Origin of the sequence: Leisingera aquaemixtae, assembly GCF_006740765.1 — a bacterium.
GTDB lineage: Bacteria > Pseudomonadota > Alphaproteobacteria > Rhodobacterales > Rhodobacteraceae > Leisingera > Leisingera aquaemixtae.
Genome location: NZ_CP041159.1, coordinates 3,637,936 through 3,658,471 on the forward strand (window position 1 = coordinate 3,637,936; position 20,536 = coordinate 3,658,471).

21 protein-coding genes are annotated in these 20,536 nt (G+C 67.5%); 10 read left to right on the top strand and 11 right to left on the bottom strand.

The window, feature by feature from the left end; all coding sequences use genetic code 11:
* Window positions 1–118: 118 nt before the first annotated feature.
* The 3 genes from R2C4_RS19480 to fghA are packed head-to-tail and all read right to left on the bottom strand — an operon-like array spanning window position 119 to window position 2,924.
* On the bottom strand, window positions 119–574 hold the full coding sequence (locus R2C4_RS19480; protein WP_141891883.1) for a YaiI/YqxD family protein: 456 nt from the start codon (window positions 572–574) through the stop codon (window positions 119–121).
* Window positions 571–2,073: a Si-specific NAD(P)(+) transhydrogenase gene (gene sthA / locus R2C4_RS19485; protein WP_141891884.1), complete on the bottom strand. Its 1,503-nt coding sequence runs from the start codon at window positions 2,071–2,073 to the stop codon at window positions 571–573. Before sthA ends, R2C4_RS19480 begins: the two co-directional genes overlap by 4 nt.
* Before the next feature lie 17 nt (window positions 2,074–2,090).
* Window positions 2,091–2,924 (bottom strand): S-formylglutathione hydrolase, encoded by an 834-nt coding sequence (gene fghA, locus R2C4_RS19490; RefSeq protein ID WP_141891885.1) that lies wholly within the window; start codon window positions 2,922–2,924, stop codon window positions 2,091–2,093.
* Window positions 2,925–3,150: 226 nt separating this feature from the next.
* On the opposite strand from fghA, the gene R2C4_RS19495 reads away from it, so the two are divergent.
* On the top strand, window positions 3,151–3,492 hold the full coding sequence (locus R2C4_RS19495; protein WP_141891886.1) for a cupin domain-containing protein: 342 nt from the start codon (window positions 3,151–3,153) through the stop codon (window positions 3,490–3,492).
* Here R2C4_RS19495 and R2C4_RS19500 read toward each other — a convergent pair.
* Entirely contained in the window at window positions 3,489–4,412 is a 924-nt protein-coding gene (locus R2C4_RS19500) for an AEC family transporter (protein ID WP_141891887.1), read from the bottom strand. The two genes, R2C4_RS19495 and R2C4_RS19500, sit on opposite strands and share 4 nt — an antisense overlap.
* Window positions 4,413–4,770: 358 nt before the next feature.
* On the bottom strand, window positions 4,771–5,745 hold the full coding sequence (gene mbfA, locus R2C4_RS19505) for an iron exporter MbfA (protein ID WP_082649476.1): 975 nt from the start codon (window positions 5,743–5,745) through the stop codon (window positions 4,771–4,773).
* Between the two features lie 145 nt (window positions 5,746–5,890).
* Between mbfA and R2C4_RS19510 the strand changes: the two genes are divergently transcribed.
* Window positions 5,891–6,508 carry a TetR/AcrR family transcriptional regulator gene (locus R2C4_RS19510; protein WP_141891888.1) on the top strand — a complete coding sequence of 206 codons (618 nt, stop codon included), beginning with the start codon at window positions 5,891–5,893 and terminating at the stop codon, window positions 6,506–6,508.
* Window positions 6,509–6,538: 30 nt separating this feature from the next.
* On the opposite strand, the gene R2C4_RS19515 is transcribed toward R2C4_RS19510, so the two are convergent.
* Window positions 6,539–7,024: a c-type cytochrome gene (locus tag R2C4_RS19515; protein ID WP_058285416.1), complete on the bottom strand. Its 486-nt coding sequence runs from the start codon at window positions 7,022–7,024 to the stop codon at window positions 6,539–6,541.
* Window positions 7,025–7,168: 144 nt separating this feature from the next.
* Between R2C4_RS19515 and R2C4_RS19520 the strand changes: the two genes are divergently transcribed.
* The 3 genes from R2C4_RS19520 to R2C4_RS19530 all read left to right on the top strand — a co-directional run bounded on the left by R2C4_RS19520 (window position 7,169) and on the right by R2C4_RS19530 (window position 10,068).
* A complete protein-coding gene (locus R2C4_RS19520) occupies window positions 7,169–8,842 on the top strand; it encodes a Y-family DNA polymerase (RefSeq protein ID WP_141891889.1) in 1,674 nt (557 codons plus the stop codon).
* A 76-nt stretch (window positions 8,843–8,918) separates the two neighbouring features.
* Window positions 8,919–9,608: an ArsR/SmtB family transcription factor gene (locus R2C4_RS19525; RefSeq protein ID WP_141891890.1), complete on the top strand. Its 690-nt coding sequence runs from the start codon at window positions 8,919–8,921 to the stop codon at window positions 9,606–9,608.
* Between the two features lie 115 nt (window positions 9,609–9,723).
* The gene (locus R2C4_RS19530; RefSeq protein ID WP_039185371.1) at window positions 9,724–10,068 is read left to right on the top strand and encodes a DUF2794 domain-containing protein; all 345 of its coding nucleotides are present in this window, start codon (window positions 9,724–9,726) and stop codon (window positions 10,066–10,068) included.
* Window positions 10,069–10,163: 95 nt separating this feature from the next.
* On the opposite strand, the gene R2C4_RS19535 is transcribed toward R2C4_RS19530, so the two are convergent.
* The 3 genes from R2C4_RS19535 to R2C4_RS19545 all read right to left on the bottom strand — a co-directional run bounded on the left by R2C4_RS19535 (window position 10,164) and on the right by R2C4_RS19545 (window position 12,819).
* A complete protein-coding gene (locus R2C4_RS19535) occupies window positions 10,164–10,988 on the bottom strand; it encodes a C40 family peptidase (protein ID WP_141891891.1) in 825 nt (274 codons plus the stop codon).
* A 4-nt stretch (window positions 10,989–10,992) separates the two neighbouring features.
* Window positions 10,993–12,375 (bottom strand): leucyl aminopeptidase family protein, encoded by a 1,383-nt coding sequence (locus R2C4_RS19540; RefSeq protein ID WP_141891892.1) that lies wholly within the window; start codon window positions 12,373–12,375, stop codon window positions 10,993–10,995.
* An 84-nt stretch (window positions 12,376–12,459) separates the two neighbouring features.
* The gene (locus R2C4_RS19545) at window positions 12,460–12,819 is read right to left on the bottom strand and encodes a hypothetical protein (RefSeq protein ID WP_141891893.1); all 360 of its coding nucleotides are present in this window, start codon (window positions 12,817–12,819) and stop codon (window positions 12,460–12,462) included.
* Between the two features lie 177 nt (window positions 12,820–12,996).
* Here R2C4_RS19545 and R2C4_RS19550 point away from each other — a divergent pair, with 177 nt between their 5' ends.
* A complete protein-coding gene (locus R2C4_RS19550) occupies window positions 12,997–13,647 on the top strand; it encodes a carbonic anhydrase (RefSeq protein WP_141891894.1) in 651 nt (216 codons plus the stop codon).
* Window positions 13,648–13,649: 2 nt separating this feature from the next.
* Here R2C4_RS19550 and R2C4_RS19555 read toward each other — a convergent pair whose 3' ends face one another.
* Window positions 13,650–14,813 carry a DUF3095 domain-containing protein gene (locus R2C4_RS19555; RefSeq protein ID WP_141891895.1) on the bottom strand — a complete coding sequence of 388 codons (1,164 nt, stop codon included), beginning with the start codon at window positions 14,811–14,813 and terminating at the stop codon, window positions 13,650–13,652.
* Window positions 14,814–14,992: 179 nt separating this feature from the next.
* On the opposite strand from R2C4_RS19555, the gene R2C4_RS19560 reads away from it, so the two are divergent.
* The 4 genes from R2C4_RS19560 (at window position 14,993) to R2C4_RS19575 (ending at window position 19,549) form a co-directional block, all read left to right on the top strand.
* Complete coding sequence (locus tag R2C4_RS19560; protein ID WP_141891896.1) at window positions 14,993–16,165, top strand: MFS transporter; 1,173 nt, start codon at window positions 14,993–14,995, stop codon at window positions 16,163–16,165.
* 83 nt (window positions 16,166–16,248) lie between these two features.
* Window positions 16,249–17,271, top strand: a complete 1,023-nt coding sequence (locus R2C4_RS19565; protein WP_141891897.1) for an aspartate-semialdehyde dehydrogenase — start codon at window positions 16,249–16,251, stop codon at window positions 17,269–17,271.
* A 135-nt stretch (window positions 17,272–17,406) separates the two neighbouring features.
* Window positions 17,407–17,790: a hypothetical protein gene (locus R2C4_RS19570; protein ID WP_141891898.1), complete on the top strand. Its 384-nt coding sequence runs from the start codon at window positions 17,407–17,409 to the stop codon at window positions 17,788–17,790.
* Between the two features lie 88 nt (window positions 17,791–17,878).
* Window positions 17,879–19,549: a DUF4139 domain-containing protein gene (locus tag R2C4_RS19575; protein ID WP_141891899.1), complete on the top strand. Its 1,671-nt coding sequence runs from the start codon at window positions 17,879–17,881 to the stop codon at window positions 19,547–19,549.
* Window positions 19,550–19,760: 211 nt separating this feature from the next.
* Here R2C4_RS19575 and R2C4_RS19580 read toward each other — a convergent pair whose 3' ends face one another.
* Entirely contained in the window at window positions 19,761–20,531 is a 771-nt protein-coding gene (locus tag R2C4_RS19580) for an aldolase/citrate lyase family protein (RefSeq protein ID WP_141891900.1), read from the bottom strand.
* Window positions 20,532–20,536 lie beyond the last annotated feature (5 nt).

Here is a 20,536-nt window from a genome sequence, read left to right on the forward strand (position 1 = left end):
GCGGTTCAGGGGCAGGTCTGCCCCCGAACGCGCCTGCCCGAGTGTTCGACGGCCTGCGCCCGCCTCAAGGCCAAGCCGTGCTGCGCACGGTCCGCTGGCGCGGAGCCTTGACCCGGGATCAGGCCTGTTTGGCGGCGCGCAGCTCACGCTCCAGCGCATCCAGGAAGCGGGAGCGGTCGGCCTTGGTGAAGCCCTTGCCGCTGCCGCCTGCGCCCAGAGGGTTGGCGGCGCGCAGGTCGGCCATCAGGTCGCGCATTGCCAGCTGCTGGCCGATGTTGGCTTCGGTAAAGCGCTCGCCGTTGTGGCGCAGCACGCGGGCGCCGGCCTCGATGCATTTGGCGGCGAGCGGAATGTCACCCGTCACCACCACATCGCCCGGGCCGCAGCGGTCCGCGATCCACATGTCGGCCACATCGGCGCCCTCGGCCACGATCACATTTTCGACCAGCGGGTTCTGCGAGGGGCGCAACCCGCCGTTGGAGACCACGAACATGCGCAGCCCGTGGCGGGTGGCGACCCGTTCGGCCTCCTGCTTCACCGGGCAGGCGTCGGCGTCGATGTAGAGGGCGGTCACTCTGCCGCCTTTTTGTCAGCCGCGGGTTTGGCGTCTGCCTTAGCCTCTGCCTTGGAGGCCGGTTTGGCCTTGCGGGCGGGTTTCCTGACCTTGAATTCCTCCGGGATTGGCATCCGGTTGAAGGCGTCGAGACCGGCGATCTTGTAGGCCTCGGCCAGGGTCGGGTAGTTGAAGGTGTTCTGCACGAAGTAATCCACCGTGCCCTTGAGGTTCAGAACGGCCTGGGCGATGTGAATGAGCTCTGTCGCGCCTTCGCCGACGATCTGCACGCCCAGCACCCGGCGGGTTTTCAGCGAGAACAGCATTTTCAGCATGCCGTGCTCCAGCCCCATGATGTGGCCGCGCGAGGTTTCGCGGAAGCGGGCGACGCCGACCTCGTAAGGAATGCCGCGCTCCTTCAGCTCTTCCTCGGACATTCCGCAGGTGGACATTTCCGGCACCGAATAGATGCCGTAGGGGTACCAGGGGCTTTCCGGCAGGGTCGGGGTTTCCAGCGCGTGGCAGGCGGCGACGCGGCCCTGCTGCAGCGAGGTGGAGGCCAGCGACGGGTGGCCGATCACGTCGCCGGTGGCGTAGATATGCGGCACCGCGGTCTGGTAAGTCTTGCGGTCGACCGACAGGCGTCCGCGGTGGTCGGTCTTGAGGCCCACGGCATCGAGGTTGAGCGCCTCGGTGGCGCCCATGCGGCCGGCCGCGAACAGCAGCATTTCGGCGCGCACGTGGCGGCCGTTGGCCAGCGACACCTCGATATGCTCGCCCGCGTCCTCGATGCTTTCCACCGCAGACCCCAGCCGCAGGTCGACGCCGTTTTCGCGGATCTGGTGGGTGAAGTCCTGGATCAGGGTCTTGTCGATGAAGTCGAGGAAGGTCTCGCGCGGCTCGATCAGGGTGACGCGCACGTCCAGCGCGGAGAACATGGTGGCATATTCCACCCCGATGACGCCGGCGCCAATGACCACCAGCGAGCGCGGGATCCCGGCCATTTCCAGGAACTCGTCGCCGTCGACGACGGTCTTGCCGTTGAAGGGCACGTAGTCCGGGCGGTAGGTGCGGGTGCCGGTAGCGATCAGGAACTTCTCTGCCGTCAGCCGGGTGGATTCGCCGGCCTCGGTGGCCACCTCGACCTCGTTCGGGCCGATGAATTTCGCCAGCCCGTTCAGGGTGTCGACGTGGTTGCGGTTGAACTGGTGCTCCAGCACGTCAACCTCGTAATCGAGGGTCATGTGCAGGCGCGCCTTCAGATCCTCGGCGCCGATCTGGTCTTTGACGCGGTAGGAGCGGCCGTAAAACGAGCGCTCGCGCCAGCCGGAGAGGTTCAGCACGGTTTCGCGCAGGGTCTTCGACGGGATGGTGCCGGTGTGCACCGACACGCCCCCCAGCCGGTCCTTGCGGTCGATCACCAGCACCCGGCGGTGCAGCTTGCCCGCCTGGATGGCGGCGGCGCGGCCCGAGGGGCCGGAACCGATGATGATCAGGTCATAATCAAATTCGTCACTCATGGCCGCGTTCCTTGTGTTCAGTTCTGGTACAGCGCGTCGGCGTGGAAGGAGATATGCTCCTCCATGAAGGTCGACACGAAGAAATAGCTGTGGTCATAGCCCGGCTGCATCCGCAGGATGGCTTGCTGGCGGCGCTCGGCCACCGCATGGGCCAGCGCTTCGGGCTTCAGCAGGTCGATGAACTGGTCGGAGGTGCCGGTGTCGATCAGGAGCGGGCCGTCAAAGCCCTTGTCCCGCATCAGCAGGGTGGCGTCGTGCTTGGCCCAGGCGGATTCATCGTCGCCCAGGTAGGCGTTCAGCTGCTTGCGGCCCCAGTCCGACTGGGTCGGGTGGGAGATCGGCGCGAAGGCAGAGACCGATTTGTAGCGGCCCGGCAGGTTCATCGCCAGGGTCAGCGCGCCGTGGCCGCCCATGGAATGGCCGGTGATCGCCTGGCGGTCCAGGTCGATTGCGAAAGTGTCGCCCAGCAGTGCCGGCAGTTCCTCCGCCACATAGTCCCACATTTGGAAATGCGGCGCCCAGGGCTGTTGCGTGGCGTTCACGTAGAAGCCTGCGCCCTGGCCCAGATCATAGGCCTCATCATCGGCCACGCCCTCGCCGCGGGGGGAGGTGTCGGGGAAGACGATGGCGATGCCCTGCTCGGCGCACCAGGCCTGGGCGCCTGCCTTGGTCATCGCGTTTTCATGGGTGCAGGTGAGGCCCGAGAGATACCACAGCACCGGCACCGGGCCGTCCTTGGCCTCCTCCGGCAGGAACAGGCCGAAGGTCATGTCGCCGCCGGTGGCGCTGCTGGCGTGTTTGTAGACGCCCTGGGTGCCGCCAAAGGCGCGGTTCTCGGAAACGGTTTCCATGGGTGAGGCTCCTCAAATCTGTTAGCCCTATCGCTATCCGCAGATTGCCGCAGCGTCCAGCGGGAGGGCGGCGGCAAGGCCGGTTTTTGCGGCAGAAGGCTTGCGAAACCGCAAACATCCGGGGCTTTGGGCGGCTGGCGGCGGCAGCCGCCGCGCCTGGGGTTCTGGACAGCGGCGGCGAAAACCGGGACAGTCTGCCGCCAGAACAACAGGGAGGCCAAGGGCCATGAGCGATTTTCTGAGGCTGACACCGGAGGCTGCGGAGGCGGAGGTGGAGCGCCCGTCGCCGGAGAAGGTGCTTGCGGGCGATCCGGTGTTCACCACCTGGAACGCGGAGGAGCTAGACGGGCTGTACTGCGGCATCTGGCAGTCGACGCCGGGCAAGTGGCGGATATCCTATGACGAATGGGAATACTGCCGGATCCTGGCGGGGCGGTCGGTGATCACCAGCGACGACGGCACCGAATACCCGCTGGCGGCAGGCGACAGCTTCATCCTGCGGCCCGGCTTCAGCGGCACCTGGGAGGTGATCGAGACCACCCGCAAGGACTATGTGATCCGGCTTTAGGAAACCCAGGCGATCACCGCCGGCACGGTGACGATCGACAGAATGGTGGAGATGAAGATGGCGGCGGAGGCCCGGTGCGGGGCCACGCCGTAGTGCTGCGCCAGCATATAGACATTGCCCGCCACCGGCAGCGATGCAGCAGCGATGGCAACGGCGGCTGAGAATGGTGCGGCGGGGATCAGCCACAGCACCGCGAGGGCGACGCAGGCCGGGTGCAGCACCAGCTTGGCAAAGCTGAGCCAGCCCGCGACCTGCACCCGCTCCGCCGATTTCGAGGCCAGCGACGCGCCGATGGCGAAGAGGGCTCCGGGCGTGGCGGCGCCGCCGAGGATGGTGAGGAAATCGTTTGCAGGCTCCGGGATCGGCAGCGCGGAGGCTGACCAGGCAAGGCCCGCAACGATGGACAGGATCATCGGATTTTTCAGCAGGCCCAGCCCCACCAGTTTCAGGGTCGCCAGACCAAGCCCCTGGCCGCGGCCCGCGTTGATCAGAATGACGATCAGCGAGGAGAACACCACCAGATCGACGCTGAGCACCACCATCATCGGCGCCGCGGAGGCCGGGCCGAACAGGATCGCCATCATCGGCAGCCCCAGAAACCCCACATTGCCGATCGCCGCGCATTGCGCCTCCACCGCGGCGGTGGGCACGTCCAGCCCGCGGATCACGGCGACGGCCGTCACCAGCAGGTAGACCGCCAGGGTGCCCGCCAGATAGCCGAGGATCAGCGTGGGGTCGAAGACCTCGGCAAAGGACAGGTTGGCGGCAAAGCCGAAGATCATCGCCGACAGCGGGAAGTAGAACACGAAGCGGGTGAGATAGGCGGTGGCGTCTTCGGTGAAGAAGCGGCTGCGCCCGGCCCAGTAGCCAAGGCCGATGATTGCGAAGAAGGGCAGGGTGCGGAAAAAGATCTCGGCCATGGGGGATTGGTAACAAGGGCTGACCAATTGGCAAAGGCTGTTTTTTAAGCTGGCTTTGAGCAGGCGAGGGGCGTGCTCCCGCCTGTTCATGGTCATTCGAAGAATGCCCTTCGCAGTTGGGCGTGGCCCCGTGCTGCGCACGGGGCAGGGTTTTTGCTGAGAGCGCCTGGTCAATTGTGTGACCGGGCTTTCCTGCGTCAAGGGTGAACCGCGCTAAGGCGCGGCGGCGGCGCCGCCCTTGACCCAAGAAAGCCCAGTGGGGGAATACGCCCCCGCAGCGCGTCAGCGCTGCCGGGCCCAACCGGGGAGGGGCAGCCTTTGGCTGCTCCGGAGCGGGCGGGAGGGCCTCGCTGCGTTTCTAGCCGCTGCCGATCAGCGCGCCTGCGCCCAGCACCAGGGCGCCGCCCAGCACCACCTGCATGGTGGCGCGCCAGAACGGGGTTTGCATGAATTTGTTCTGGATCCAGGCGATCGCCCACAGCTCCACAAACACGATCAGCAGGGCCAGCGTGGTGGCGGTCCAAAATTCCGGGATCAGATAGGGCAGGGCGTGGCCAAGGCCGCCCACGGTGGTCATGATGCCGGAAGCCAGCCCGCGTTTAATGGGAGAGCCGCGGCCCGAAAGCTCGCCATCATCCGAGGCGGCCTCGGTGAAGCCCATCGAGATGCCGGCCCCGACCGAGGCCGCCATGCCGACCAGAAAGGTGGTCCAGGTGTCCTGGGTGGCAAAGGCGGTGGCGAAGATCGGCGCCAGGGTGGAGACCGAGCCGTCCATCAGCCCGGCCAGCCCCGGCTGCACCCAGGTCAGCACGAATTGGCGGTGGGCGGCGCGGTCTTCATCTTCGCGGGTATCGGCGTCCAGATGCGCCTCCTCAAGCGCGCCGGCGCGGGCCTGATGGCCGGCCTCAGCCGCGGCCAAGTCGCCCAGGAGCTTGCGGGTGGCGGCGTCCTGGGTGCGGGCGGCGGCGTGTGTGTAGAAGCGTTCGGCGTCGCGTTCCATCGCGCGGGCCTCGTCGCGGATGCGGTCGAGGCTCAGGTTCTCCATCAGCCAGACCGGGCGGCGGGCGTAGTAGCCTGCCACATGCTCGCGCCGGATCAGCGGGATCGCCGGGCCGAACCGGTCCTCGTGCAGGGCAATGAGCCGGGCGCGGTGCTCGTCCTCCTCGGCGGCCATGCCGTCGAACATCGCCGCGGTTGCCGGGTAGTCCGCCCGCAGCCGCGCCGCATAGCTGCGATAGATGCGCGCATCGTCCTCCTCGGAGGCAATCGCCAGGGCCAGGACCTCCTGCCCGGTCAGGTCCGAAAAGTGCTTGCGCTGTGTGAAAAACCGCATAATCCGCCCTCTTTTAGAATTATTCTAAATATAGCGGATCGCTGTGCCGCCGCAAGATGGCGCGCCAGCCTTGTTGCAAAGAGGCGGTGCGGATTACATTAGAGACAGATCCTGCGAGCCGCAGCCCCTATCCCGAGGAGCCCTTATGAACCAGCAAGCCAGCGTCCTGCGCACCGGCCGGAAATTCGACCAGGTCCTGGAGGGCGCGCGCGAGGTGTTCCTGGCGGATGGATTTGAAGGCGCCAGCGTCGACAACATCGCCAGGGCGGCGGGGGTCTCCAAGGCGACGCTCTACAGCTATTTCCCCGACAAGCGGGTGCTGTTCATGGAGGTGGTGCGCTCTGCCTGCGTGCAGCAGGCGGACGCTTCGCTGGAGCTGGCGCCGGGCAGCCGCGGGCCGCGGGAGGTGCTGCGGGCGGCGGCGGAGCGGGTGCACGGGGTGCTGCTGGGCGGCTTCAGCCTGCAGCTGTTCCGCATCTTCGTGGCCGAGGCCGACCGGTTCCCGGAGCTGGGGCCGATGTTCTACGAAAGCGGTCCGATGACGCTGCACGGGGAGATCCAGGACTATATGGAGGCCGCTGCGGCGCGCGGCGAGCTGAAGATCGAGGATGCGGATCTGGCCGCCGCGCAATTCATCGAGCTTTGCAAGGCGGATGTTTTCCTGCGGTTCCTGTTCAAGATCGACACCGAGTTCACCGAGGCCGAGCGCGAGCGGGTGATCAGCGGCGCCATCGACACGTTCCTGGCGCGGTTCGGCGCCTGAGAGACCGGCCCCGCGGGGGCGGCGGTCCGGTCAGTGGGTTGTGAAGCTGTTGGGCGTGCTGCGATAGGTTTCGTGGCAGCTGAGGCAGCTTTGCATCAGGCCGGGCAGGGTGCGGCGCAGACCGCTGAGCGAGCCGGTGTTGAGGTCCTTGGCCGCGGCTTCGGCGGTGCCGGCGCGGGCCTTGAAATCCTTCCACGCGTGCCAGATCAGCGGCCGGGCGTTGGACCGCGGGTCCAGATGCGGCTTGCGGAAGTGCTTGCGGATGCTGCCGGTGGACCGGATCAGCTGCTTGCGGGCCGCGCGCGCCTGGCTGCGGTCAAAGGTGCTGCGCCCGGCAGCCATGCCGGTCAGCACGTCCATGGCGGCCTTTTGCGAAGTCATCAGCGCAATCCGCTTGGCCACATGCTTGCTGGTGCTGCTGCTGTCCCGGGCGGTCACCGGGGCGGTGCTGCCGATGGCCAGGGCGATGATCACCACGACCAGCGCCACGGCTTTGTGCAGGCGGAAAGATGTCACGATGCCTCCGCACGGATTGACCGAATCGAGAAATGAGAACAAAATAAGAACACGCCGTATGTGCCTCCCGTTATCTGGCGGCCTTCCGGCCCTGCTGCCCCTTGCCTGCCCTGTTGTCCTGACCGTTGCCCTGCGCCTGCTGCCATGCCCCACCGCCGCATTCTTTCGCTTTGGTTTCCGCGCCTTGGGGCGGAGCGTATTCTGCGGGCAGAGCGCGGCGGCATCGGCGGGCCGCTGGCCGTTGCCGAGGAAGTCTCCAACACGCAGGTTATTTCCGCGTTAAACGCCGCCGCTTTGGCGGAGGGGCTGCAGCCCGGCCAGCCGCTGCGCGATGCCCATGCGATGTGCGCAGGTCTGACGGTGCGGCCGCGCAACCCGGCGGCGGAGGCGGCGTTCCTGGCCGCGCTGAGGCGCTGGGCGGGCAAGTTCAGCCCCTGGGTGGCGGAGGCGGAACGCGACGGGCTGACCATCGACCTCACTGGCTGCGCGCATCTGTTCGGCAGCGAGGCGGCGCTGATGGAGGCGGCGGGGCGCGATTGCGCGGAAATGGGGCTGAGCGTGCAGATGGGGCTGGCCGATACCCTGGGCGCGGCCTGGGCGCTGGCGCGTTACGCAGGCGAGGAGGCGGCGCCGGACCGCAGCGGCGACGCCATCGACCAGGAGGCGCGCGCCACCCGCGCCCGGGCGCAGAAGCGCCAGAGCGTTAAGCGCCGCCACTGGACCCGGGGCGGCGCCGCGCCGCAGCTGCAGGCGGTGGTGCCGCAGCTGGGGCGGATTGCCGAACCCGGGCAGGCCTATGGCGCGCTGGCCCCGCTGCCGGTGGCGGCGTTGCGGCTGGATGGCGCCACGGTGGCACAGCTGAACCGGCTGGGGCTGCGGCGGATCGGCGACCTTCTGGGGCAGCCGCGGGCCAGTCTGGCGCGCCGGTTCGGGCGCGGGCTGGTCTTGCGGCTGGATCAGGCGATGGGCAGCGCGCCGGAGCCGGTCTCGCCCGCGCGCAGCCCGGATCATTTCGCGGTGCGGCTGACCCTGCCGGAGCCGATCGGGCTGATGGAGGATCTGCTGGCGGGGATCGACCGGATGCTGCCGCGGCTGTGCGCCCGGCTGGAGGCGCGCGGCAAGGGCGCCCGTGTCCTGCGGCTGGAGGCGCACCGCTGCGATCAGGCAATGGAAGCGGTGACCGTGGGCCTGGCCCGCGCCAGCCGCGCGCCGGACCGCATCCGGCCCTTGCTGGAGATGAAGCTGGAGCAGATTGATGCGGGCTATGGCATCGACATGCTGCGGCTGGAGGTGCTGCAGGCGGAAGCGATCCACGCCCGCACGCCTGCGGGCCATGCCGAAGCGGGCGCCGCAGCGCGGGCACGGCAGGAGGATGGCGCGGCGCTGGAGGATCTGATCGGCCGCCTGGGCGCGCGGCTGGGGCTGGAGGCGATCACCCGCTATCACCCGGCGGAGAGCCACATTCCGGAAAAGACCTTCACCGTGCAGGCCGCCGCCTGGTCGGAGCCTGCGGCCGGCGCATGGCCGCTGCCGCCGCGGCCGCGGCCGCTGCTGATCTGGCAGCCCGAGCTGGTCCATGCGCCGGAGCGGCCTGAGGTGCCGGAGCGCTTCCGCTGGCGCGGCCGCGACTGGCAGCTGGCAGAGGCGGAGGGGCCGGAGCGGATCGCGCCCGAGTGGTGGCTGGAGGATCCGGCCTGGCGCAGCGGCGTGCGCGATTACTGGGTGGTGGTGACGGACTGCGGCACGCGGCTGTGGCTGTTCTTCGCCCATGGCGGCGCGCTGTCGCCGGGCTGGTTCTGTCATGGCTCGTTTGCGTGAGGGGCTGCGCAACAGTTCGCTGCGCGGCGAAGGGTTTTGCTTGGGCCGGCAACAAGGACGCGCGTAGAGTGGCGCCATGATCACACCGCGCTTTGACATTCTGGGCCAGGCCATCAGCGACGCCAGCCGCACGCAGATGCTGTGCGAGCTGATGGAGGGCCGCGCCTATACCAACAAGGAGCTGGCGGCGGCTGCCGGGGTGACGCCGCAGACCGCTTCGGCCCATTTGCGGCTGCTGCAGAACGCTGGGCTGGTGGTGGCGGAGAAGCGCGGCCGCTGCGTCTACCACCGGCTGGCTGGCGCAGAGGTGGCCCATGCGCTGGAGCAGCTGGCGGCGATTGCGCCCGCGGACAGCCTGCACCGCGCCCAGCAGCGCAAAGCGGGCGGGCTGGCGCAGCTGCGCAGCTGTTACGACCATCTGGCCGGCCCGCTGGCGGTGGCGATGACCCGGGCCTTGCTGGACCGGGGGATGCTGGTGGAGGCGCACGGCGCCTTTCGCGCCGAACCCGCCGCGCAGTGGCTGAAACTGGGGGTGGTGCTGCCGGAGCGGCCGGGCCGCCAGCCCTTTGCCCGGCCCTGCCTGGACTGGACCGAGCGCAAGCTGCATGTCGCCGGGCCAATGGGGCGGCAGATCCTGGACCACGCGCTGGACAGCGGCTGGGTCAAGCGGCACCGGCACAAGCGCGGGCTGATGCTGACGGCGCCGGGGCGGGTGGCTTTGGAGCAGATTCTGGGCTTGCAGTGCGGCACACTGGCGGAGGCCTGAGCGGTGTGAAAACCGGCCAAGACAGGCCTGCCGCGCCTGTGCGCCTGCTGCATCACAGCAAAAATCGAATGTTAAAAACCTTGATTTGCGGGGGGAAAGACGCAACCTTTTAATTATGAGCTTTGATCAGGTGCAGCCTTTTCCCGGATCTCCCATACCTCAGCAAGTCGCGTTTGACCGCCGGGAACTGTCGGTCATCATGACGTTGTACGGACGGATGGTGGCGGCGGGGGAATGGCGCGATTACGGGATATCCTCCTTGCGTGATCTGGCAGTCTTCTCCGTCTTCCGGCGCACGGCAGAGCATCCGCTCTACCGGATCGAAAAGCGCCCCAAGCTGCGGCAGCGGCAGGGGCAGTATTCGGTGGTCGGCATGGACGGGCATATCCTGAAGCGCGGGGCGGATCTGAAGACCGTGCTGAGGGTGCTGGAGCGCAAGCTGATCCGCTCCGTGGAGTAGCCGCAAGTCTTGCGGCGGAGCGGGGACCGGAAAATTCAAATTTTCCGGCCAAAAATCTTTGAAAGATTTTTGCCGCCTGCGGCGGCGGGCGGGTGTCACCCCAGCCTTTTATGCGCAGTGACCGGGCCGTCGCCCTGGGCTTCAATCCGCGCGATGGCCGCCGCGATCGGTTCAATGGCCACAGCCATGTCATGGGCATTGGCGTGGATCAGCGTCTCAGCATCGCGCACCAGGGCCACATGGCCTTTCCAGAACAGCAGGTCGCCGCGCTGGTAGTCTGCGGCGGGTGCCGGGCTGCCCAGTTCGGCCTCCTGCATGTCGCTGTCGCCGGGGCAGGGGGTGCCGCAGGCCAGCAGCGCCGCCTGCACCAGGCCGGAGCAGTCGATGCCAAAGCGGCTGTTGCCGCCCCAGAGGTAGGGCGTGCCGAGGAACAGTTCCGCCACTGCCGCCGGATCGCCCGGATGGACGCCCAGCGGCGCGAGGTGGCACGCCGGGATGAAGCCCAGGTTGGTTTGCAGGAACCGGCCTGTGCCGCCCAGCACCTGCACCCGGCTGCCGTGGCTGAGGGCATGGGTTTCGGGGGATTTGAAGTCATCCGCGCTGTAGGCATGGGTGGCGGGGGCGCTGACCCAATGGGTCGCCTCGAACGGGGCCGTCAGGCTGGCGCTGGGCACATAGCCCGCATAGCCATCCTTGGCCGCTTGCAGGAAGGACCAGCCGCCGCGGTCCTCATACACCGTGACCGGCTCGCCATAGACCAGTTGGCGGTCGCGGGCGCCGTCCGGCGCGCGCGCAAGGTCCGCCACCGGCACCCCGATGCGGGCGGCGGTGCCTGTTACTTTCTCAAGATCTTCCGGCGCGTTCTCCAGATGCGCGGCAGCCACGCGGGCGTTCATCGGCAAGCGGCGGCGGTCCGTCATCGGATCACAGCGCCAGCATGCCGGGCAGCGCGGCAAAGAGGGCGCGGGCCCCCTGCAGGGCGCCGCCCTTGGGCCGGCCCGGCGCGGCGGCGGGGGTCCAGCCGTAGATGTCGAAATGCATGTAGCGCGTGTCACCGGCAAAGCGGCGCAGGAACAGGGCGGCGGTGATCGACCCGGCAAAGCCGCCGGAAGGCGCGTTGTCGAGGTCGGCGATGTCCGGTTCGATCATGGCCTCGTAAGGCTCGTGAAAGGGCAGCCGCCAGACCGGGTCGGCGGTGCGGGCGGCGCTGGCCGCAAGCGCCGCGGCGTCGGGGTCGCGGTCGGTGTAGAATGGCGACAGGTCCGGGCCGACCGCAACCCGGGCAGCGCCGGTGAGGGTGGCCATGGAGATCAGCAGGTCCGGCGCGTCCTCTGCCGCCAGGGCCAGCGTATCGGCCAGCACCAGCCGGCCCTCGGCGTCGGTGTTGTTGACCTCCACCGTCAGCCCCTTGCGCGAAGTCAGCACGTCGCCGGGGCGGAAGGCGGGGCCGGAGACGGAATTCTCCACCGCCGGAATCAGCACCCTGAGCTGCAACTCCAGCCCGGCGGCCATGATCATGCGGGCAAGGCCCAGGACGTTGGCGGCACCGCCCATGTCCTTTTTCATCAGCGCCATGCTGCTGCCGGGTTTCAGGTTCAAGCCGCCGGTGTCGAAGCAGACGCCCTTGCCCACCAGGGTGAGCCTGGGGCCGGAGCTGCCCCAGCGCATCTCGATCAGCCGCGGGGCGCGGTCCGAGGCGCGGCCAACGGTGTGGATCAGCGGGAAATTCTGCGCCAGCAGGTCCTCGCCGAGAATCGCCGACACCTCTGCGCCGAACTCTTCGGCCAGGGCTTCCGCCGCGGCCTGAAGCTCTGCCGGGCCCATGTCGGAGGCGGGCGTGTTGATCAGGTCGCGGGTCAGGCATTCGGCGGCGGCCAGCGATTCGACGGCGGCGGCATCCACCCCATCGGGGGCCGCCAGCACGGCGCCGGTGTCCTTGCCGTCCTTGTAGCGGCCGAAGCGGTAGCCGGTCAGCAGCCAGCCCAGGGCCTCAGCCGCGGCGTCCGCCTGCGGCAGGCCGGAGGCGATCCGGTATTGGCCCGCGGGCAGTTTCTGCGCTGCTTCGGCCAGCACGAAACGGCGGCGCGCGCGCTGGGCGGCGCTGCCGTATCCGGCCAAGGCCATTTCAACCGCGCCATCGGCGCCCGGCACTGCCAGCGCCTGGCCGCAGGCGCCGGTAAACCCATGCGCCGTTGCCCAGGCCTGAACGCGCTGCGGCTGGCCCGAGAGCCAGCTGTCGAAAGTGTCGCTTGCGATCACATGCACAGGGCAGGCGTCCGCGCCGGGTGCGGCAAAGACTGGCGGCATCGAAATACTCCGGTTGCAATCGGTTCTGATGCGCCAGAGTAGCCGCCGCAGCGCGGCCTGCAAGCCCTGCGGGTTGCGTTGAGATCAGATCGTCATGTCCTGCTGGTCCCAGACCGCGGTCAGCGAGCGTTCCCCCACCCGCATCAGCCGGAACAGAATCGCGGCAACCGCCGGCGCATCCTCGGCGTCGATGGCCGCGGTCACATCGCTGGCAATCGACGCGAGCGCCGTCATGCCGATCTGATCGGCAATCGCGATCAGCGACCGGGCGCTCTTGCGCAGGCTCGCCATTTCATTCTGCCGCCACAGACGCTCGCAATGCGTCAGGCGGACAGCCATTTCTTCGACCGCACGGCACACGACGTCCTCGGCGCCGGTTTCGCCAAGCTGCTCATACAGCGCGGTGAGTTTGTCAGGATCGAGGCGCACTGTTTCGGAGTGCATTACTGTTAGTATATTGGCCACCACTTTCACCCAAATTCTTTATGCCCCCACGGCACGTCTGCCAATGTGCGCCCCACAGGTTTTCAAAAGGTTTCCGGCGGGGTGTTCAAATCTCTCGAATTTGCGGACAATGCAGGGTATCAAGCCCGGCAACACGAATGTTGACAGGACATGACAATGGAATTTGCCAAACCCCTGCCCAGTTATCTGGTGACCCGCTACCATGGGTGGAAGGCCACATCCTATGAGGAGAATCAGGGCTGGTACCGCCGCCTGGCAACCGAGGGCCAGCGGCCGCGGGCGATGGTGATCTCCTGCTGCGACAGCCGGGTGCATGTGACCTCGATCTTCGGGGCCGACCAGGGCGAGTTTTTCATTCACCGCAATATCGCCAACCTGGTGCCGCCCTATGCGCCCGACGGCGACCATCACGGCACCTCGGCGGCGGTGGAATACGCGGTGACCGCGCTGAAGGTGGCGCATCTGATCGTGCTGGGCCATTCGCAGTGCGGCGGTGTGCAGGGCTGCATCGACATGTGCAAGGGCCAGGCGCCGGAGCTGGAACAGAAGACCAGTTTTGTGGGCCGCTGGATGGAGATCCTGAAGCCCAAGTTCGAAGGGGTGGCGGATATCGAGGACCCGGTGGATCAGGCGCGCCAGTTCGAGCGCCAAGCCGTTGTCGCGTCGATGGAAAACCTGATGACCTTCCCGTTCATCGAATCGGCGGTCAAGGCCGGGGAGCTGAGCCTGCACGGGCTGTGGACCGATATCGGCGAGGGCGGGCTGGAATGTTATGACCCCAAGGCCGGGGCCTTCCTGCCGGTCTGAGCTTAAGCCTGGCCTTTGCCGGAACCGAATGCGGCCGCCAGATTGGCGGCTGCTTGCGTATAGCCGCCCGCCGCCCCGTCGACAAAATGCACGTGGCTGTCCTCAACCGGGGAAGGCACGATGCAAGTGACAAGAGCGGCGTCCTGTTCATGCAGGCCGAACTGCACCAGCCCGGCCTCTGCCGCCCGCTCCAGATGGCGGCGGATCCGGTCGCGGATGTCCGCGGTGCAGTCCAGCGTCATCTTCAGCCCGTCATCGAATTTGCGGAAGTCCGAATGGGCCTTGAGCACGGACAGGTAATGCACCGGGTCAAACCCGCCGGCGCGCCGTTTGGCGAGGAAGATCAGCCCGGCGAGGGCGCTGTGCGCCAAAAGATAAAGCTTCCGTAAAATCAGAGGGGTTTTGCCGCGCGACGACTGCGCTTCCAGCGCCAGCCCGGCAGGCGGAAAGCCCAGTTTCGGCCCGGTGGCGGGGACCGGGTGGCCGTTGTCTTTCAGTTCGCTTGCCAGAGCCAGCAGGCGGGAGGAGAATCGGGCAAACGCCCGCGGGTCCGCGCCCGGAGCAGGCTGCACGACCACCGACAGGATAATGCCGTTGCGGGCGGGCGTGTTGCTCCAGCGGCAGGAGAGGCCGGAGAGATCGGGCGGTGCGGCCTGCGGGTCCGGCGGCACCTCGAAGGCGCCCGCTTTCATCTGCGACTCGGCCCAGGCCAGGCCGCCGCCGCTGAACATCGCGAAATCGGCGTGATCCGACACCGCATAGCGGGCGATGGTGACGTCCAGCCCCTCTGCCCGGATCCAGCGCAGCGGCACCATGGCGGCGCGCAGGGGGACGCCGAATTCCGCCCCGGTCCAGCTGCGCAAGGAGGCCAGAACGCGCTGTGCGGTCTCCCGGTGGCGCGGCGGCACCGCAAAGGCGGCGCCGTCGCCGCCGAAGATATAGGGGAACGCCTCGCCCTGCAGCGCATTGCGCATCGCGGCAATCACCGCGGCGCCGATCATGTTGACGGTCTTGTAGCGGCCCGCCGCAATCAGCGCGGTGGAGTTGACGATATCGGTGCAGCACAGGTGCCAGTCCGGCGGCAGCGGCACAAATGCCTCCGGGGCGGACAAGCTGTCAAAGCTGCGGACCCTGGGGAGGCTGGTATAGAAACTGTCCGTCGTCATGCGGTTCCGCTCCGGTCCTTGGCCCCAGTGGCCTGCCACAGTGATCTGCACCAATGGCGTGCCCCACTGGTCTGGCCCACTGGTCTGGCCGTGTGACCTGCGGTTTCTACCTAAACAAATTGTGCGCCGGGGCCAAACATGCAAGCTGTGCGGCAGACACAAAAAAGCGGGGAGGGAAAATGCAGGCGGGATTGGTCTTGTTGTGCCTGGCCTATGTGCTGAGCCAGTTTTTCCGCGCCTTTCTGGCGGTGCTGTCGGGGGTGCTGGGGCAGGACATCGGCGCGGCGCCGGATGATCTGGCGTTTGCCTCGGGCATGTGGTTCCTGTCCTTTGCGGCGATGCAGCTGCCGGTGGGCTGGGCGCTGGACCATGCGGGCCCGCGCCGGACGGCGGCGGTGCTGCTGCTTCTGGGCGGCGGCGGCGGCGCGGCGCTGTTTGCCGCGGCCACCACGCCCCTGCACGTGAGCATCGCGATGTTCCTGATCGGCATTGGCTGCTCGCCGGTGCTGATGGCGTCCTATTACATCTTTGCCCGCCAGTACCCGCCCGCCCGATTTGCCACTTTGGCGGCGCTGATGCTGGGGGTGGGGTCGGCAGGCAATCTGGTGGCCTCTTACCCGACCGCGCTGGCGGTGGACCTGTTCGGCTGGCGCGGCACCCTGGCGGGGCTGGCGGCGGTCTCGGTTGCGGTGGCGGCGGGGATATTCGTGACCGTGAGCGACCCGGACAAGCCCGATGGCGAACTGAAGGGATCGGTCTTTGACCTGCTGAAGATGCCGGCGATGTGGGCGGTCTTTCCGCTGATGCTGGTGGCCTATGCGCCCTCGGGCGCGCTGCGGGGGCTGTGGATCGGACCCTATCTGAGCGATCTTTACGGGCTCAGCACCCAGGCCGTGGGGCTGGCGACGCTGGTGATGGGCGCGGCGATGATTGCGGGCACCTTTGCCTATGGGCCGCTGGACCGGATGCTGGGCACCCGCAAATGGGTGATCCTGGGCGGCAACCTGCTGGCCTGCCTTGCCCTGGGGGGGCTGATTATGGCCACCGGCGCGCCGGTCTGGGTGCCGGTTGCGATGATGGCGGCGGTGGGGTTTTTCGGAGCCTCCTTCCCGGTGATCATGGCGCATGGCCGGGCCTTTGTGCCGCCGCATCTGGCGGGGCGCGGGGTGACCCTGCTGAACCTGTTCGGCATTGGCGGGGTGGGAATCATGCAGTTTGCGACCGGGCGCATTCACGCGGAAATGGCGGGAGCCGATCCGGCTTTGCCCTACACCGGCATTTTCGGCTTCTTTCTGGTGTGCCTGGCGGCGGGGTGCGCGGTTTATCTGCTCAGCCGCGACAGCATGGACTGATCCGCCCCCTTTAAACTTTTGCCCGGAGGCATTATCACTCCCGCGCCGGCCATGGGGCCGGGCAATACTGGAGAAACAGAAAAATGGGTTACCGCATCGCCGTTGTCGGCGCCACGGGCAACGTGGGCCGCGAAATGCTGAACATCCTGGCCGAGCGCCAGTTCCCCGTGGACGAGGTCGCTGCGCTGGCAAGCCGCAAGTCTCTCGGCACTGAAGTCAGCTTTGGCGATAAGACACTCACTACCAAGGATCTGGACACCTTCGATTTTGCCGGCTGGGACATGGCGCTGTTTGCCATCGGCTCTGACGCGACCAAGAAATACGCGCCCAAGGCGGCAGCGGCCGGCTGTGTGGTGATCGACAACTCGTCGCTGTACCGCTACGACCCGGAAATCCCGCTGATCGTGCCGGAAGTGAACCCGCAGGCGGTCCACGGCTACAAGAACAAGAACATCATCGCAAACCCCAACTGCTCCACCGCGCAGATGGTTGTCGCGCTGAAGCCGCTGCATGACCGCGCCCGGATCAAGCGCGTTGTGGTGTCGACCTACCAGTCGGTGTCCGGCTCCGGCAAGGACGCGATTGACGAGCTGTGGGACCAGACCAAGTCCGTCTATAACCCGACCCAGGACGTGCCGCCGAAAGTCTATCCCAAGCAGATCGCCTTCAACGTCATTCCGCATATCGACGTCTTCCTCGACGACGGCTCGACCAAGGAAGAGTGGAAGATGGTGGCCGAGACCAAGAAGATCGTCGACCCGTCGATCAAGGTCACCGCAACCTGCGTGCGGGTGCCGGTGTTTGTCGGCCACTCCGAATCCATCAACATCGAGTTCGAGGACTTCCTGGACGAGGACGAGGCCCGCGACATCCTGCGCGAGGCGCCCGGCATCATGGTGATCGACAAGCGCGAAGCCGGCGGCTACGTGACCCCGGTGGAATGCGTTGGCGATTTCGCCACCTTCATCAGCCGCATCCGTCAGGATTCGACCATCGACAACGGCATCAACCTGTGGTGCGTCAGCGACAACCTGCGCAAGGGCGCGGCGCTGAACGCGGTGCAGATTGCCGAGCTGCTGGGCCGCGAGGTCCTGAAGAAAGGCTGAGCCTTATATCCTTTTGGTGAGGGGGCCGCTTCGGAAGAGACGGCCCCTTTTCTTTTGCACGGCTGCCGGGGCGCGCACGGGTCCGGTAATTTCAAATGGAGAGTTAATCAGCCGCCGCAGACAGAGGAAAACGCCATGATCGCACTGCAGGACTTCAGCACCGCCACCCCCGCAACGCAGATGCTTCCGTCCTTTGCCCCAATGCATTTGCCGCAGCGGTCTGCGGCCGCTGCGCGCCCTGAGCCCGAACGCAGGCCCGGGCTGAGCTGCGTGACGGCGGCGGAACTGAAGCAGCATGTCGCCAGCGCGTTCAGCGCTGCCGGAGACTGGTTCACACTGTGCCGCGCGCTGCGCCGCAAGGGGTTGTGCCTGCGGATGCGCGGCGAGGATCTGTGGCTGTTCGATGCGGCCAGCCTCACCGCGATTTCCTCCTGCGAGGATCTGGGGATCGACCCGATGGAGCTGGAGTTGCGCTTTGGCCCGTCGCAGCCGCAGCGGCCCTCTGCCCAGGCGGCCTGAGCGTGCTGGCCACGCCGGGGACGGAAGGATAGGTTTGGCACCAGGCGGGCGTTTTTGCCCGCCTTCATTTCCTGAGTGAGAGATGCCAATGCGATTTTCCTTGATGGCTTTTGCCTTGTCCTGCTGCGCCTTGGCTGCCGCACCGGCGGCGGCGGACGAAATTCCGGTCAGCAGCCGGGTGTCTGAAGTGACGCTTTACCCGGGCCTGGCCGAAGTGACCCGCAGCGCAGCGCTGACGCTGAAGCAAGGGCGGCACCGGCTGATCCTGCAGAACGTGCCGCACTCTGCGCGGCTGAGCACCCTGCAAGTTGAGATTGCCGGGGCGCGCCGCATTGCCACGCAGCTGCGCCAGGATTACGCGCCGCCGCGCGATGCCAATGACCCGGAGATCGAGGCCGCCGAGGCGCGTGTCCGCGCGGCGGAGGCCCGCATCGCTGCGGTCCGCGATGAGGCGGAGCGGGCGCGGGCCGGCGTCCGGGCGGCGGAAGCCTCGATCGGTTTCCTGCAGCAGCTGGGCGGCAACGAGGGGCTGGCGCAGGCCGATGCCGCGGCGCTGAGCGCGATTGCCCGGATGATTTCGGAGGAGGCCGCGGGCGCCAGCCAGGCGGCGGTGGCCGCCGAGGCTGAGGCGCGGCGGATCGGGTTGCAGCTGGAGGATCTGGAGGAAGACCTGGCAGAGGCCCGCGCGGCGCTGGCGGCGATTTCGCTGGAAGACCGGGACCGGCTGTTCATTGCGGTGGATATCGAGGCAGAGCAGGCGGGAGACGGCGCGGTGACGGTCCGCTATCTCACGGAAGGGGCCGGAAACATCGGCTGGCAGCCGTCTTATGAAATGCACCTCAGCACAATGGGTGAGGCCGCGGGTGAGGCTGAACTCACCCTGAAGCGGGCGGTGCTGCTGGTTCAGGACACCGGCGAGAACTGGCAGGATGTGGCGCTGACGCTGTCGACGGCAGCCCCTTCGGGGCAGGGCAGCCCCTCCGCGCTGCATCCCTGGCTGCGCCGGGTTGAAGCGCCGGAGCTGCCGCGCCCGCAGAAGCGGCTGCAATCGTTCGACTCTGAACTTGGCGCGCTGGCGGCGCCGGCGGCAGAGGCGGCCGCGGTTGCGGAGGAGGCGCTTGAGTGGAGCGCGGATCGCAGCGGTGCCGCCGTCACTTACCGGTTTGGCGCGCCTGTCACCGTGGCCTCCGGCGCCGATCTGCTGCGGCTGGAGATGGACAGCCTGACTGCCGCGGCTGAGCTGAGGGCGGTGGCAGTGCCGTTGCGGGACGAGACCGCCTACAGGGTGGTTAAATTCACCAACAGCTTTGGCGAGCAGCTGCTGGGCGCGGCTGAGGTGCCGCGCTTTGCCGATGGCAAGCTGATTGCGGTGGAACGGTTTGCGGGGCTGGCGCCGGGTGCGGAGATGGAGGCCGGGTTCGGCCCGGTCGAAGGCCTGCAGTTGCGCCGCGATGTGCTGGATCAGAGCGAAGGCGGCCAGGGCCTGATCTCGCGCAGCAGCCAGCAGGTGCAGGCGGTGGAGATCGAGGTGGAGAACCTGACCGGGCAGGACTGGGCGGTGCGGGTGCTGGACCGGGTGCCCTATTCGCAGCAGGACGATCTGGAGATCGGCTGGAGCGCCAAACCGAGGCCTGCGGAGGAGGATGTGGAGAAGCAGCGCGGCATTCTGGCCTGGGATCTGGAACTGGCGGCGGGTGAAAGCCGCACGATCCGGCTGGACACCACGCTGAACTGGCCCGAAGGCATGGTGCTGCGCTGATCGTGGCCTGATCCGGGCCTGATCCGGGCGCGGCGCCTAGCGGCAGGGGAACGCTCCCGCCCGTCGTCAGGTATTGGAAATACCTTCCTCCCGTTGGGCGTGGCACCGCGCAAGGCGCGGTGCCACGCCCAAGGCCGCTGCCGCTGCGCTGGCGAAGCCAGGGCTGCGGGCGGGCGCGGGAGGGCTGCCTGTTGCGGCTGGCGCTTCGGCTTTAGTCTGCCTTCCACTTGGCGGCGAGATCGCGGGCGTTTCTGGCCAGCACCATCACGTCGATTCCGACCGCAAGAAACTGTGCGCCCATGTCTGCGTAGGCTTGGGTGGCCTCATCCGTGGTGCCGAGGATGCCGGGGGCGATGCCTGCCGCCTTGATGCGGGCGATGGCATCGGCGATCACTTCGCGCACCTCCGGGTGGGCGGAGTTGCCCTGATGGCCCATGTCGGTGGACAGATCCGCCGGGCCGATGAACACGCCGTCGATGCCCTCGACCTGAAGGATCTCGTCCAGCGCGGCCATTCCGGCGCGGTTTTCCACCTGCACCAGCAGGCAGACCTCCTGATCGGCGGTCTGGATGTATTCGCTGACAGTGCCAAACAGGGTGGCGCGGGCGGCGGTGGCGCCGACGCCCCGCACGCCCTTGGGCGGGTAGTGGCAGGCGCGGACCAGCTCGCGGGCCTGGTCTGCGCTTTCGACGATCGGCACCAGAACCGTCTGGGCGCCGGCATCCAGCACCTGCTTGATCATCCAGGTCTCCCCTACCGGCACCCGCACCACCGGATGGCTGGGCGAGGCCGCCAGCGCCATCAGCTGGTCGCGGATCGAGCGGATATCGTTGGGCGCGTGCTCGCCGTCGATCACCAGCCAGTCGAAGCCGCAGGTGCCCATGATCTCGGCGATCTGGCCGTCGGCAAAGCTCATCCAGCAGCCGATCTGGCGTTTGCCCTGTGATAGAGCCTGTTTGAAGGTGTTCTTGGGCGCGGGCATGGGCT